The sequence below is a fragment of the Oscillibacter sp. genome (assembly GCF_031978065.1).
Lineage (GTDB): Bacteria > Bacillota > Clostridia > Oscillospirales > Oscillospiraceae > Oscillibacter.
Genome location: NZ_DALZCH010000005.1, coordinates 47,540 through 61,620, shown reverse-complemented (window position 1 = coordinate 61,620; position 14,081 = coordinate 47,540). Strand labels below are relative to the sequence as shown.

Sequence of the window (14,081 nt, the reverse complement as noted above, 5' to 3'; positions counted from 1 at the left end):
AACCATTCTTTTCAGGTTTGCCGCCGCCCTCCCGGACAGCTTTGTTAGATTACCAGTATACGCCTTCATTGTCAACACTTTTTCGACCATTTTTTCTCTTTTGCTCATATTTACTATGTTTTCTGTTTACACCTCCCTTCCCACTGTCTAATTTGGCGGTTGCGGTCCTTTTTCAACTTTAAAAAAGAATACGGCCCCGACGCGCTAATTTCGCACCGGGACCGCCTTTATTCAATTTAATTCTCTCGGGGATAAGTTTCCGCAATGGAAGCGGAGCCAAAGCTGCTGGCCGGCTCGCCATCCATCAGGTATCGCACCTGCTGCACCGCATCCAAAGAGGTCAGGGACAAAGCCAGCGCGTCCAGTGCGGTTTGCACGTCCGCATTCTCTGGCAAAGCGGATAGGAGGGCAGCAGAGAGGTTCACATAGCACACTCCGTCGCTGAGCTGCGTGGTCAGCACTGTAAAGCCCTCCGGCAAGGCGGAGATCATCTCCCGCTCCGTCGGCCCCGCCTCCAGAGCCGCCACCAGGGCGGAAAGCTGCGTATCCCCCTCGTAGAGGTCCAGCCTGTCCTGAACGCCCATAAGCTCTCCTGCCTCGTTCAAAAACCACAGAGTCACCGGCACGGTGCTCACCACGTCTTCCATGCTGCTCAGCAAAAGATCCCCTCCGGTAAAGTACTGCTGATTCCGATAGGCCAGCTCCTGCCCCCGGACCGTGACGGAGACGGAGCGAATCTCCGGAAGCTGTGTCAGCGTCAGTGTAATGCAGTAATCCGCGATGGTCAGCGCCACACCGGATAGCGTGCTATACGGATAGGAGAGGTCCACCGTGGCATGACCGTCATCCAGCGACGCGGAGAGAAGCTGCGTCCCTCCCGGAAAGGGGCTTTTCAATTCTTCGCTCCGAGGCCCCTCGAGAAGAACCTCCGTCAGCTTCTCCGCGACGGTTCGGGTATCTGATTCCTGAAATCCCTCCAGCAGTACCGGCTCGGACTGAACCGCGTCGCCTCCGGCCGCGGCCCGCAAATCCTCCGCCATATAATATAATGTATAGCTCTCCGCATCCGCGCCCTGGGTCTGGCGCGTCGCATAAACGCATCCCGGCAGCAGCGCCAAGGCGCACAGCAGCAAAAGTCCACGAAATTTCATTCTCCGCCGCCTCCTTCCTCTACCCGCGGCCAGTGGACAGTGAATATCGCACCGCCCTGCGGACGGTTTGCCGCCTCCACAGATCCACCCCGGTTTTTCACGGTGTCCTGCACAATGGACAGCCCCAACCCCGTGCCGCCCGCGGCCCGGGAGCGTGCCTTGTCCACCCGGTAAAAGCGCTGAAAAATCCGGGGTAGATCCTCCTCTGGAATGCCCACGCCGTCATCTGCCACCGTCAAAACGGCCCGTCTTCCCTCTCGGCGCAGGGAAACCCGAACCTGTCCCCCGTCGTGGGAATACTTCACCGCGTTGTCCACAAGATTGTACAGCACCTGATGCAGCTCGTCCTTCGTGGCAAGCACCCGGCAGTGCTCGGCAGCGTCGCAATGAAGCGCAATCCCCCGCGCTTCCGCCACCAGTTCCATCATCCGCAGCACCTGCTCCAGCACCGGCGCCACGTCCACCTCCGACGGCATCGGAACCGCTCCCCCGTCCAGCCGAGTCAAGCGGAGTAAATCCTCGCTGATGCGGCTGAGGCGGTCGGCCTCCCGGCCGATGTCCGCCACAAACTCCCGCGTGGTCGCAGGGTCTATGTTCTCTGTCTGTAAAATAGAATCCGTCAGCAACCGGATGGCGGCCAGCGGCGTTTTCAGCTCGTGGGACGCATCGGATACAAAGCGCCGTCGAACGTCCTCCGTAGTTTGAAGGCGGTCTGTCAGGCGGTTAAACTCGTCGCCGATCTGGGCAATCTCGTCGTGGCCCCGGACAGCCGCCCGGTGGCTGTAAGCTCCCGCCCGCACCTGGCGGATGGCGGAAAGCAGCTCGCTGATTTTCCCCGTCAGCGCCCGGGACATGATAAAGGACACCACCAGCACCATAGCGGTGACGATGATGGACAGATTCCGAATGTTGCTTTGAAAGCCCCGCAGCAGCGCCGCCTGCCCCACATCGTACTCATAGGCATACACCGCGCCAATAATGCGGTTTTGGTACAGCACCGGCGCAGCCGCCCGGCTGCGGAACGCGCCGTTGCGATAACTGGAGGTGAACGCATCGTTCCCCGAAAGAGCCTGCACCACCTCGGTATACAGCGCATAATCCCCCACCGCGCCGTCGGACTCTCTGGTGTCGTAGAGCACCTTCCCCGCCGCATCGGTGACCAGAATCCGACTCATGTCGGCGGCCGCTACCAGCGTCATGGCGGCGGAGACATTCTCCTCCGTCAGACTTTCCAGATTCGCAAGGGCAGATACCATCACAGATACGCTGTTCTCCATGGCGGTGGCCTTGGAGCGAAACGCCAGATCCTCCGACACGATCAGCGGATAGGTGTTCAGCAGCACCAGTACCGCCGCAATGAGGAGAATATAGCTCAGCCCGAATTTAATCTGAAGGCTGCCTCGAACCCGCGGCCGCTCTTTTTCCTCAGCTCTTGAAATAGTAGCCAACCCCCCACTTTGTCAGGATAAGCTCCGGCTCCGCCGGATTTTTCTCCAGCTTCTCCCGCAGACGACGGATGTGGACGTCCACCGTCCGATAGTCCCCGCCGTAGGAATAGCCCCACACCACGTTCATCAGGTTTTCCCGGCTGTATACCCGCCGGGGATTGCGCATCAAAAGCTCAATCAGGTCATATTCTTTCGCCGTCAGTTCCACGGTTTTTCCGTCCCTGAGCGCCACCCGCTGCTCCGTATCCAGAGACAGGTCCCCCACGGTAATTACGCTGCCCTGCGCCCGCTGAGTTCCCCCCGCCCGGCGCAGCAGCGCCCGCACCCGGGCCTTCAGTTCCATAATGTTAAACGGCTTTGTGAGATAATCGTCCGCTCCGGATTCAAAGCCCATCAGCTTGTCCGCGTCCTCGCTTTTAGCTGTCAGCATGATGACCGGCACGTTGGAAAACTCCCGGATGCGCATGCATGCCTCGATTCCGTCCAGCTCCGGCATCATCACATCCAGAATCACCAGATCGAAGCGCTCGCTCCGGGCAAGAGACACGGCGGCGGCCCCATCATAAGCGCACTCCACCTCATAGCCCTCGTTCTCCAGATTGAACTTCATGCCCTTCACCAGCAACTGTTCGTCGTCAACCACCAAAATCTTCAAACCTCAGCGCTCCTTTTCATTTATCCGACACTTACATACTCCCGCAGGGCGGCAAGCTTCCCTTCGCCAATTCCGCTGACGTTCACCAGCTCCTCCACGGTTTCAAAGCGCCCGTGTTCCTCTCGATACGCAACAATGCGCTCCGCCAGCTTTTCGCCGATTCCCGGAAGGGTGGCAAGCGATTCCCTTCCGGCGGTATTGATGTTGACAGGCCCCGTTTCCGGCCCTTCCTCCGGCAGTAGTTCGGAGGCCGAAGCGGTTCTCTCCGTGCTAACCGTGTAGCGCCCCTCAGCCCCCGCACTTTGAGCGTGGAACAACAGCGCCAGCAACAGGCAGAGAAACATCGCTGTCAGAATTAGCAGAATTTTCTCAGTTTTTGTTGGCTGAATTTGTCCCGTCACGGTTGAACTCCCCCGAAAATTTTGTTATACTGAAATAGAATGCAGAAGCGACAGGGCTTTTGTCGGACACGATCCGCCCGCCGCAATATTGTTAGATACCCACTCAGTGACGTGCATTGCCCGCTCCCAGAACCGGGCCGCCGGAAGGGCAGCACCCGAATCCTATCACACGCTATAGCTTTCGGCTGTGGCAAAACCGAGAGCAAGATAGCTCAGATGCCAGTATACTTGCCGCTATGCGGCTATTATAGCCATAGCTGCCTTGCAGCTTAGTATATATTTTAAATTAAGTATCATAGTTGCATTGCAGCTATTATACCACAGATTATTGGAGATTGTCACATGAAAATCAAACGCTTCCTCTCTGCTTTTTTACTGCTGATGACGGTGGTGGGCTTCTGTGCCGTCCCTGCCGCCGCCGATGAAATCACCCCGACGCCCGATCCGGCAATTACGGCCAAGGCCGCGCTGCTGATAGACAGTGAAACCGGCTCGGTCCTCTATCAGAAAAATGATCATGCCGAGCTGTACCCCGCCAGTCTGACGAAAATCATGACCGCACTGCTGACGCTGGAGGCAATCGATCAAGGCAAGCTCTCGCTGGATCAGGAGCTGACCGCCTCAGCCTCCGCGCTGACGGGCCTTGCCTCCGACGGCAGCTCCGCCGGGATTCAGGTGGGGGAAACCATGAGCGTGGAGAGTTATCTCAAGTGTATGCTGGTGGTTTCCGCCAATGAGGCCTGCGACGTGCTGTCCGAGGCGGTCAGCGGCAGCGTTTCGGATTTTGTGGACGCCATGAACGCCAAGGCCAAGGCCCTTGGCTGCAAGAACACCCACTTTGCCAATCCCAACGGACTGCACGACTCCCAGCATTACACCTCCGCCTGGGATTTGTATCTCATCACTCTGGAAGCCATGAAATATCCGGAGTTTATGGCTATTTGCGACATGGGCGTGGCAGAGATTCCCGCCACCAACCTCTCCCCTGTCCGCCGTCTGCGCACCACCAACTATCTGCTTTCCAACTGGCGAGCCGTCGGCTATGTCTACTCCGACGCCCACGGCATCAAAACCGGCTCCACCTCCGAGGCGGGGCATTGCCTCGTCTCCTCCGCCACCAAGGGCAGCCGTACCCTCATCAGCGTTGTTCTGGGCGCGGATCGGGTCGTCGGAGCCGACGGCGTGGCAGACGTGCGGAGCTTTTCCGAAACCCGGCGTCTGTTTGAGTGGGGCTTTAGCAACTTCTCCACCCAGACGGTTCTCTCCGATTTGGACATGCTGGCAGACGTTAAGGTGGATCTCAGCAAAATCGACAGCGTGGCCGTTCACCCCGCCGACCGGGTGGATCTGCTTTTGCCCAACCACGTAAAGTCCGAGGATTTGGAGCGGAAGCTGGACCTTCCGGAAACCGTGAATGCTCCCGTCACCGCAGGGCAGGAGCTTGGTTCCGTGGAGATGTCTCTGGACGGCACGGTATATGCCACCGTCCCTCTGGTGGCGTTGAACAGTGTAGAAGCTTCCAAGCTTCTCACGTTCTGGTTCAATGTTCAGCAGTTTTTCAGCCGCATGGCCGTAAAGGCGGCGCTGATTGTTCTTGGCATTCTGGTTCTTTTGGGAATCGGCTGGAAGCTCACTTTAGGCCGTCGGAGATACCGCTATGGAAAGCCCTCCCGCCGCGCCCGCGGCTACCGGGGACGGCGCAGATAATTGCATAAAAAAAGCAGTCTCGCGGATATCCGCAAGACTGCTTTTTGCTTTACAGAACTGTGACAAGCTCCTCCATGGGCTTGCGATCCTCGTGCAGGCGGGCGGGATGGGCGCCTTCTGCCGGATAGCCGATGGGCAATAGGGCGACGGGCGTACAGCCCTCCATCTCGGGGAACCGCTCCACCAATGCCGAAGGGTCAAACATCCCCACATACGTGGTGCCAAGCCCCAAATCCGCAGCCTGAAGCATCATCTGGGCGGCCACAATCGCCGCGTCAATCTCGCCGTGGTTCTTGCCGTCTCCCTCCCGAATCCATGCCTTTTCGGCCTCATAGGCCACAACCAGCGTCAAAGGGGGATGAAAATGACTGCCGGCACAGGCGTCGGCCTTTGCCAGCGCCTCCTCGCTCTTCAAAACGAAGATGCGCTGAGGCTGTTTGTTGTGGGCGGTGGGGGCGCTGCGGGCAGCCTCCAGCACCAGATCCAGCTTCTCCTGCTCCACTGGGCGGTCACTGAACTTCCGCAGGGAATAGCGGGCTTTCTCCAACTGTGCAAACTCCATGTCAGGTCCTCTCTTTCGTATCGGCGTCTTCGCGTCTTTATAACGGCTTTATATTTTAATTGTATCACGCCGTCTTTTACTGCGCAACCGCAAAATACATACGGTCGTGCGGGTCTCTTCCAATCACACGAAAAACTCCCAGGGCCAGAGCGGGGCGGCTTTTCATGAAGCACCGGCGGTGCGGCGGGGCTGACCCTTCCGGGCTCTCCGGAGCGGAGCTTGCCCGCGTCCGCCCCGCGCCCGCCTTTTCACGGGAACCCCTGACCGAGGTCCCCGGAAACCGAAAAGCAGTCGGCTTTTCGGGGCCTCGCCCAGCCCTGAGACAGTATATGCCCCGCCGGGGGGAAGCGTCCGCCCGCTTCTCAGCCGAATCAGAGAAAATCAGAAGGACGAAGCGGAGCCTTTCTCCGTCCCGCCTTATGCTATTACGTACATCCCCGCTGCTCACTGCCGCCGAGCCGTCTCATAGTCGCCGCCCCGGCGATAAAAGGGGCAGCGCCTCGCATCGGCCCGGAGAAACCGCTCCATCTCATCTTCATCCAAGTCCATGCTGCAAAAGTCGGCTTCCGCTTCCTCATCATAGTTCAGATGGACGCATTCCTCGCATTTTCCGGTCATATCCAAGCTCCATTCTTTCTCCACGCCCAAAGGCCATCTTTTCTCTCTGTCAGCCCGACCGTCAAATTGGTCGAACCTCAGGTACGAAAGCGCCGCCTATCGGGGCGAGACCATGTCGTAAATCCCATCAATATGTATTTTGCGCCGAATCACCAACTCTTCCAGCGCTTCCCGGCTGTCGGCGGGGGCCATCCAGCACATGCCGCACCCAGCCGTGACGCTGCGTGGCACTGGAATCAGCCGCCCCGGCAAGCCTTCTTCCCGGCAGGCTTTTTCCATAGCCATGGCCCCCACGGTGGTGGGGAAGGTGATGATGCACACCGTTTCGGCCATCACAGCTCTTCCGCCAGCGTCCGCACGGCGGCAGATGCCTGATCCGCCTCCGAAACAGTATTGAAGTACCCGAAGGAAAAACGTACCGCGCCCTGCTCCTCCGTCCCCAGTGCCCGGTGGAGCCGGGGTGCGCAGTGTGCGCCGGGGCGGGTGGCAATTTGGAAGCGCTGCTCCAGCTCGTCGGCCACCATGGCGCTGTCCCGTTCCCCCAGATTCAGCGCAACAATAGGCGCGCGGATCTCCGTCCAGAAGTCTCCGTAGACCCGCACGCCGCGAAGCTCCGCAATCCGCTCGTAAAACCGGCGGGCAAGGGCAAGGTCGTGGGCGCGGACCTTCTCGATGCCTGTTTCATTCAGCCAATCCAGTGCCGCTCCCAGCCCCGCGATGCCGTGACCGTTCAGCGTCCCCGCCTCCATGCGTGTGGGGTACTCCGGAGGCTGGGTTTCGGAAAAGCTCTGCACCCCCGTGCCGCCCACCTTGAAGGGTCGGATTTCCACGCCCGTTCCCACGCACCGACCGCCGGTCCCCTGTGGTCCGTACAGCCCCTTATGACCGGTGAAGCACAGGGCAGTAACACCCCGGGCCTCCATGTCGATTGGCAATAGCCCCGCAGTCTGTGACGCGTCCAGCACAAACAAAAGCCCATGGGCGCGGCAAAACGCACTTACCCTGTCGAGGTCCAATACATCGCCGGTAAGGTTGGAGGCATGTGTACACACCACCCCGCGGGTGTTGGGCTTAAGGAGCTTTTCAAAATCGGCGTAATTGATCCTGCCTCCGCCGTCGGCGGGAACAAAATCCACCTCACCCCCCTGCGCCCGCAGCCGGTAAAGAGGCCGAAGGACGGAGTTGTGCTCCCAGTCCGTGGAAATCACATGGTCGCCGGGACCGAACAGGCCAGATATCGCCGCATTCAGCGCCTCGGTGGAATTTGGGGCAAAGCACACCCGTTCGGGACCCTCGCAGCCAAACAGGGCCGCCAGCTTCTCCCGCGCGTCGTAGATCGTCCGGGCGGCAGTCAACGCCTCGCCATGGGCGCCCCGTCCACTGTTGCCAAACCCCTCCAGCGCGGTCAGCACCGCCTGTCCCACCGCTGGAGGCTTGGTCCGAGTGGTCGCCGCGTTGTCCAGATAAATCACGGCTTGACCACTTTTCCGGCCTGTGCCAGCGTCTCCACAATCTCGTACATATTTGTGACGCTGCCCACCTCCAGCTTGTCGGTCAGTCCGTAGAAATTCAGGCAAGTGCCGCAGGTACGGATGTCCACGCCCTTGTCCGCCAGCGTCTTGATGTCCTCCAGTGAGGCGGAGCCCTGACAGGTCAGATGTGCGCCGCCGTTATAGAACAGAACGGTTTTGGGAAGACTGGGAAGCTGGCTCACCGCAAATAAAAAGCCCTTCATCAGCGTTTTCCCAAGCTCTTCACTGCCCCGGCCCATCACGTCCGTATCCACCGCCACCACAAAGCTGCCCGAAGAGGGCAGCCCGCACAAATCTCCCGCAGTCTCAAGCGCAATGGGAGAAACCGGGCCGGTCACGTCCATCACCACGGCGGAAACGCCGTTCTCCCGCGACTCCACACGCATAGAAAAATGATACCCCGCCGCCATACGGCCCAAGTTCTGTACCGCCACGTCGTTGTTCACCAAAATCTCCAGGGTTCCCGCCTCTTTCATGGCTCCCAGCGCCTTTGTGGCCTTCACCACCGGAATGGGGCACTCCTCGCCCACCGCGTTTACCGTTATTTTTTCCATACCGCCGCTCCTTCCGCCCGTCCGGGCTGTTCTTGTCCCTTCATTGTAGACGCAGGCCGACAGAATTTCAACAGTTGCTTTCAATATGTGCACGGTTTTTATAGAAAAGACCGATGCACAGCAAATTTTTTATCAAATTCGTCATATTTCGTGGATTTTCTTGACACCGAAGCCGTCCGCGCATAGAATAGAATCCGTTCACACCCCGAACGGACTTGAATAAATTGTGAGGTTTTCCCATGAAAAAACCCTTTTTGACAAAAGATCAGCTGGAGGCCGTGGCCGCCCAATACCCCACCCCCTTTCATATTTACGACGAACGGGGCATCCGTGAAAACGCCCGCCGTCTGAAAGCCGCCTTTGCCTGGAACCCCGGCTTCCGGGAGTATTTTGCCGTGAAGGCCACTCCCACGCCCGCAATTTTGAAAATTCTCCATGAGGAGGGCTGCGGGTGCGACTGTTCCTCCCTCACCGAGCTGATGCTGGCGGACAAATGCGATGTCCGGGGGCAGGAAATCATGTTCTCCTCCAACAATACCCCTGCCGAGGAATACGAATTTGCGGATCGGCTGGGAGCCGTCATCAATCTGGACGACATTACCCATGTGGAGTTTTTAGAGCAGTCCATCGGCCATATCCCTGAGAAAATCAGTTGCCGGTACAACCCCGGCGGCATGTTTACACTGGGAGAAACCCGAGAGGGCTTTCAGGTGATGGACAACCCCGGCGACGCGAAATACGGCATGACCCGCGCCCAGATCGCGGACGCATACCAGATGCTGCGGGACAAAGGTGCGAAGGAATTCGGCATCCACGCCTTTTTGGCCTCCAACACGCTGTCCAACGAGTATTACCCCGCCCTTGCTAAAGTCCTGTTCCAGCTTGCGGTGGAGCTGAAAGAAGAGACGGGCTGCCACATCACCTTCATCAACCTCTCCGGCGGCGTGGGCATCCCCTATCAGCCTGACGCGCCGGAAAACGACATCGCCGCCATTGGCGAGGGCGTACGCCGGGTCTATGAGGAGGTTTTGGTTCCCGCCGGAATGGGAGACGTGGCGCTGTACTCGGAACTGGGGCGGTTTATGCTTGCGCCCTATGGGCATTTGGTCACCCGCGCGGTCCATGAAAAGCACATTTACAAAGAATATATCGGCGTGGACGCCTGCGCCTGCAATTTGATGCGCCCCGCGATGTACGGGTCCTACCACCACATCACTGTGGCCGGGAAGGAGGACGCCCCCTGCGACCATAAGTACGATGTGGCGGGCGGCCTATGCGAAAACAACGACAAGTTCGCCGTTGACCGGATGCTTCCCAAAATCGACCGGGGCGACCTGCTGGTGATTCACGATACCGGGGCCCACGGCTTCGCTATGGGCTATAACTACAACGGAAAGCTTCGCTCCGCCGAGCTTCTTTGGAAGGAAGACGGCACCCCGGAGCTGATTCGCCGGGCGGAAACTGTGGAGGACTATTTCTCCACGGTGGTCTGGTAAGTCGCCGGACAGATTTTCTGGGCAAATCGTCCCTTCAACACGCTTGCCGGGCATTTCAGCGGCGATTCCTTTATCCTAAATGAAACACGTGGGACGGATGCTTCATCCGTCCCACGCGTTTTCATTTTTTCTCTGCTCCCTGATGAGAGGATTTACATATATCCGGCGCATGGCTTCATCCCACACCGCGATCTAAAGCCGTGTCTCCGAGACTTACGCCAGCAGGCCAGCCCCTTTCAACACCACCGCCGCCGCCATGGCCAGTAGTACCGTCAGCGCCCCCTGCCCTGCCAGACGGTTTCCGGAGATAATCTCCTTGCCTCCGTCCTGCCGGCAGGCAATCATCAAAAACAGCGTGGCAAGGGACAAAGCCGCTCCCGCTACGGCGACAGCTCCCAGCAAGGCCTCGGGAAAGCCCAGCGCCCGCCCCAAAAAGTAAAGCAGTAACCCTGCGGCGGAAACAATGCTTCCGGCGTTCATCCACCGTTTTTTCTTCGTAAAATCTTCCTGCATATCCATCTCTCCGGTTTCTGTCATCTTGAAGACGCGGCTGGCTTTTCACTTTCCGAAAATGCTCTCCGCGCTCATGTCACGGGTTCAGTACCCGTTTACAATTGCATCCAGCACCCGGCCCGCCACCGTCCCGGCCACGGACGCGCCGCCGCCGCCGTTTTCCACCAGCGCCACAAAGGCATAGGGCGTGTCCTCATCTCTGAGGAAGCCGGTAAACCATGCGTGGGGCGTTTTGCCCTCTCCCACCTCCGCCGTGCCGGACTTGGCACAGATATCCATGTTGGGAAAGCGCTTTGTTCCATAGGATTCCGTCACGTTGTTGGCCATCAGCTCCGCCAGCGTCTCCGCGGTGTTTGCGCTGATGAGCCGCCCGGTGTGGCGGGTCAGATTCAGGGAGGAGGGAAGCCCCAGACTGTCCCGTGTCTTTAAAATCAGCTTGGGAACGGCGGCTTTTCCCCCGTTTCCAATGGCTCCCATGTAAACCATCAGGGCGCAGGGATTCACCGCGTCGTGAAACTGTCCCACTCCCGCCCAGCCAAGCTCGCCGTCGGTGATCCCGTCGAAGGAAAAGCTCCCCTTGGCGGTGGGCAGGCCGCTGACGGAATAGCTGTCCGTCAGCCCCGCTTTTGCCGCGTAGGCTGCCAGCGTGTCGGCCCCCAGTTCCTCCGCCATCTCCGCGAAGGCCACGTTGCAGGAGTCGGCCAGCGCCTCGGCAAACGTCTCGTCTCCGTGAGTCCCGGAGCAGACAATCGTCTCCTCCCCGATTTTCACAGAGCCTTGGCAATTCCATGTTCGTGTGTCATAGTCCGGCAGCTTTTCAATGGCCGCCGCCGCCGTCACGGTTTTAAACACGGACCCGGGCGTGAAGGTGGAGGATAAAAACCGATTGAGATACGCGCCCTTGTACCGGTCGTTTTCCAGAATGTCCGCCGGGACATTCAATGGGTCATAACTGGGCGCGGAAACCATGCACAGAATTTCCCCGGTTTTATAGTTGTAGACCGCCACGGTTCCCGCCTTGCCGTTCAATGCCTGATACGCCTCATAATTATACCGCGCGTCGATCGTCAGGTACATGGAGTTTCCCTGATGTGCGGAAAACGCGCCGTTTACAAGGTCATACCCCGTCAGCTTGTCGGCAAAGGCGTTCAGCACGCCGGTTCCAATGCTGCCCTGCAAATCCCCCACCGCGTGGAGGGTGGATTTGCGGACCGTCTCGTTTTGATAATATGTGCGGTTTCCGTCGTCGTCCACGGCGGAGAGCACGTCCCCGTCCCGGTCCAACACCGTGCCGCTGGTTAAAACGCCCGCGTTGTTGTACAGATGCCGATTGAAGGCCGAGGAGGCCCAGCCGCCCCCGTGGATCAGAAATTTTCCCACGAAAAAGAGCAGGCCCAGCCCCAGCGCTCCCGCCAAAAGCAGGCAAAGCACCGCCCGCCGTTCAATTTTCCGCATGGCGGTCCTCCTCTCCGTCGGTTTCCCGGTTCCGGAGGAACTCCGGTATGGTAAACGAATTATCATCGTCAAAGTACGGTTTCAGAAAGTCATCCTCCTGCGCAAATTCCGTCCCTGCCGACTCATTCTGCGGGCCGCGTCCCGATTTGGAACGTTTATGATCCCTCGCAGGTCCCGCCTTTTCGTCCTCTCCGACAGGGCTGCGGCGAAATTCATCCTCCCGCACCGGCTCTGTCCGACGGCGGGCCTCCTCCGTCAGCCGTTTGCCCGGCCCGCGCTGGATGGCAAAGCTGGCGTTTTCCCGGGTGTCCGTGGCCTTTAGAAAAGCCAGCAGTCCCCATGCCGACAGCATAGCGGACCCGCCGTTGGACACGAAAGGCAGCGTCACTCCCGTCAGGGGCAACAGGTCCACAGAACCAAACACGTTCAGGCAGGTCTGAAACACCATCAGCGACCCGGCGGCGCAGGCGGCGATCACATAAAAGCTGGACCGGCCCACCCGGCACGCCCGGACTGCAAACACCGCCAGCGTCACGATGGAGGCAATGGCCAGCACCGCCACAATCAGCCCCCACTCCTCGCACAGCATTCCGAATACCAAATCCGTGTCACCCGCCGGGATTTTATAAAGCCAGCCCCTTCCGGCCCCCATGCCCACAAGGCCGCCGCTGGCGGCGGCGGACATGGTGCGGGTCTGCTGATAGGCCGCGCCCACCGACGCGTTTTGCCACGCATGGCCCCATGTGGCGAACCGACTGAGGATATACGGCTTAAACTGCACAATCAGTCCCGCGCCGAACACCGCCCCGCCGCAAATCAGCCCCAACGTGGCAAAGTCGCCGGAGCGGAGATAGGCAATCACCAAGAACGTGACAAAAAAGACGGCGGCGGTTCCAAAATCGCTCATCAGCCCCAGACACCCGATGCAAACCCCGGTGAGGACGATGAACAGCGTCAGGTTCCGCCGGCGGAACAGGCGCTCCAGCGTGGCGGACCCGGCAAAAATGTAAAAGATTTTTGCAATTTCCGAGGGCTGAATGGAAAACGGACCCAGAATGATCCAGTTTTTCGCGCCAAATACCCGGCTGCCCAGCACCAGCGTCACCCCCAAAAGCCCCATGGCCACCGCTGCGGAAATCCACCGAAGCTTCTGCACCCGGCTCAAGTCCCGCAATGCCAGACCCAGCGCCAGAAACAGCCCTAGCCCCAGCACAACGGCGATAAACTGCTTCAGCAGCGACCCCGGCGCGGAGGACGCGGTGACGGAAAGAGACAGGGTGGACAGGAAAAACGCGATGGTCTCCATCTCAAAGCCCACGCATTTCGTGGCCCGCAGGGCGATGTAGTAAATCCACATCACCGCCGTCAGCCCCAAAAAGCTCAGCGGCAGGACAACTGTCGCTTTTTCACCCGCCGCAACAATCAACTGAAGACACGCCAAAACCTGAAACACCGTCAGCCACAGAAACGAGGGCCACACGGCGGCGGGTCGCTCCGCCTGCCGACGCCGCTCCGTCTCCTCCCGCTCGCCCACGGTCTGGGGCAGGAAGAGCAGCGGCACGCCGCCAAGGCCCACGGTGTCTCCCACCCGCACAGGGGCGGAATCGGTCACCACCTCGCCGTTTAGCAGCGTGCCGCCCTTAGAGCTGAGGTCATACAGCGTCCAGTCTCCCGCCTCATCCCGGCACAATGCCGCGTGCTGGCGGGAGATGCTGGGATAGTTTAAAATCACGTCCGCCGTTTTGCTCCGGCCCAGAATGTTTTCCCAATGCGTCAGGGGAAGGGCCGTGCCGTTGGGCAGGCTCAGTTGAGCCCAGGTTTCCGGTGTGTGGGGGATGCGCAAAAGCCCCCGGATGGCCCGGGATAAAATCAGCACCGCCAGCACAGGGAACAAAAACCGAACCACGGCGGAAAACCACGCGCCCGCCATGGGAACGGCGGCAAGCGCCGCCGTCACAGCATCCAGTATGGATTGCAGGCCGGCCATCT

General features: G+C 59.3%; 14 protein-coding genes. 2 read left to right on the top strand and 12 right to left on the bottom strand.

Annotated elements, in window-relative coordinates:
• Nucleotides 1-236: 236 nt before the first annotated feature.
• The 4 genes from RTK01_RS01575 to RTK01_RS01560 are packed head-to-tail and all read right to left on the bottom strand — an operon-like array spanning nucleotide 237 to nucleotide 3,655.
• On the bottom strand, nucleotides 237-1,151 hold the full coding sequence (locus RTK01_RS01575) for a GerMN domain-containing protein (protein WP_312279288.1): 915 nt from the start codon (nucleotides 1,149-1,151) through the stop codon (nucleotides 237-239).
• A complete protein-coding gene (locus tag RTK01_RS01570) occupies nucleotides 1,148-2,599 on the bottom strand; it encodes a HAMP domain-containing sensor histidine kinase (RefSeq protein ID WP_312279287.1) in 1,452 nt (483 codons plus the stop codon). The genes RTK01_RS01575 and RTK01_RS01570 overlap by 4 nt, the downstream gene beginning before the upstream one ends.
• Nucleotides 2,577-3,254: a response regulator transcription factor gene (locus RTK01_RS01565; protein ID WP_312279286.1), complete on the bottom strand. Its 678-nt coding sequence runs from the start codon at nucleotides 3,252-3,254 to the stop codon at nucleotides 2,577-2,579. The genes RTK01_RS01570 and RTK01_RS01565 overlap by 23 nt, the downstream gene beginning before the upstream one ends.
• A 20-nt stretch (nucleotides 3,255-3,274) precedes the next feature.
• Nucleotides 3,275-3,655 (bottom strand): helix-hairpin-helix domain-containing protein, encoded by a 381-nt coding sequence (locus RTK01_RS01560; RefSeq protein WP_312279285.1) that lies wholly within the window; start codon nucleotides 3,653-3,655, stop codon nucleotides 3,275-3,277.
• 342 nt (nucleotides 3,656-3,997) lie between these two features.
• Here RTK01_RS01560 and RTK01_RS01555 point away from each other — a divergent pair, with 342 nt between their 5' ends.
• Nucleotides 3,998-5,362: a D-alanyl-D-alanine carboxypeptidase family protein gene (locus RTK01_RS01555; RefSeq protein ID WP_312279284.1), complete on the top strand. Its 1,365-nt coding sequence runs from the start codon at nucleotides 3,998-4,000 to the stop codon at nucleotides 5,360-5,362.
• 49 nt (nucleotides 5,363-5,411) lie between these two features.
• On the opposite strand, the gene RTK01_RS01550 is transcribed toward RTK01_RS01555, so the two are convergent.
• The 5 genes from RTK01_RS01550 to yedF form a co-directional block, all read right to left on the bottom strand.
• Nucleotides 5,412-5,924 carry a nitroreductase family protein gene (locus RTK01_RS01550; RefSeq protein WP_312279283.1) on the bottom strand — a complete coding sequence of 171 codons (513 nt, stop codon included), beginning with the start codon at nucleotides 5,922-5,924 and terminating at the stop codon, nucleotides 5,412-5,414.
• Between the two features lie 444 nt (nucleotides 5,925-6,368).
• The gene (locus RTK01_RS01545) at nucleotides 6,369-6,542 is read right to left on the bottom strand and encodes a DUF6472 family protein (protein ID WP_312279282.1); all 174 of its coding nucleotides are present in this window, start codon (nucleotides 6,540-6,542) and stop codon (nucleotides 6,369-6,371) included.
• A 96-nt stretch (nucleotides 6,543-6,638) separates the two neighbouring features.
• Nucleotides 6,639-6,875: a DUF3343 domain-containing protein gene (locus RTK01_RS01540; RefSeq protein ID WP_312279281.1), complete on the bottom strand. Its 237-nt coding sequence runs from the start codon at nucleotides 6,873-6,875 to the stop codon at nucleotides 6,639-6,641.
• Nucleotides 6,875-8,014, bottom strand: a complete 1,140-nt coding sequence (locus RTK01_RS01535) for an aminotransferase class V-fold PLP-dependent enzyme (RefSeq protein WP_312279280.1) — start codon at nucleotides 8,012-8,014, stop codon at nucleotides 6,875-6,877. The genes RTK01_RS01540 and RTK01_RS01535 overlap by 1 nt, the downstream gene beginning before the upstream one ends.
• Nucleotides 8,011-8,628, bottom strand: a complete 618-nt coding sequence (yedF, locus tag RTK01_RS01530) for a sulfurtransferase-like selenium metabolism protein YedF (protein ID WP_312279279.1) — start codon at nucleotides 8,626-8,628, stop codon at nucleotides 8,011-8,013. Before yedF ends, RTK01_RS01535 begins: the two co-directional genes overlap by 4 nt.
• Nucleotides 8,629-8,867: 239 nt before the next feature.
• Here yedF and RTK01_RS01525 point away from each other — a divergent pair, with 239 nt between their 5' ends.
• Complete coding sequence (locus RTK01_RS01525) at nucleotides 8,868-10,124, top strand: diaminopimelate decarboxylase (RefSeq protein WP_312279278.1); 1,257 nt, start codon at nucleotides 8,868-8,870, stop codon at nucleotides 10,122-10,124.
• A gap of 213 nt (nucleotides 10,125-10,337) precedes the next feature.
• On the opposite strand, the gene RTK01_RS01520 is transcribed toward RTK01_RS01525, so the two are convergent.
• From RTK01_RS01520 to RTK01_RS01510, 3 genes are all read right to left on the bottom strand, one after another.
• The gene (locus RTK01_RS01520) at nucleotides 10,338-10,637 is read right to left on the bottom strand and encodes a hypothetical protein (protein ID WP_312279277.1); all 300 of its coding nucleotides are present in this window, start codon (nucleotides 10,635-10,637) and stop codon (nucleotides 10,338-10,340) included.
• 84 nt (nucleotides 10,638-10,721) lie between these two features.
• Nucleotides 10,722-12,092, bottom strand: a complete 1,371-nt coding sequence (locus RTK01_RS01515; protein WP_312279276.1) for a penicillin-binding transpeptidase domain-containing protein — start codon at nucleotides 12,090-12,092, stop codon at nucleotides 10,722-10,724.
• The gene (locus tag RTK01_RS01510; RefSeq protein ID WP_312279275.1) at nucleotides 12,079-14,079 is read right to left on the bottom strand and encodes an FtsW/RodA/SpoVE family cell cycle protein; all 2,001 of its coding nucleotides are present in this window, start codon (nucleotides 14,077-14,079) and stop codon (nucleotides 12,079-12,081) included. The genes RTK01_RS01515 and RTK01_RS01510 overlap by 14 nt, the downstream gene beginning before the upstream one ends.
• Between the last annotated feature and the right edge of the window lie 2 nt (nucleotides 14,080-14,081).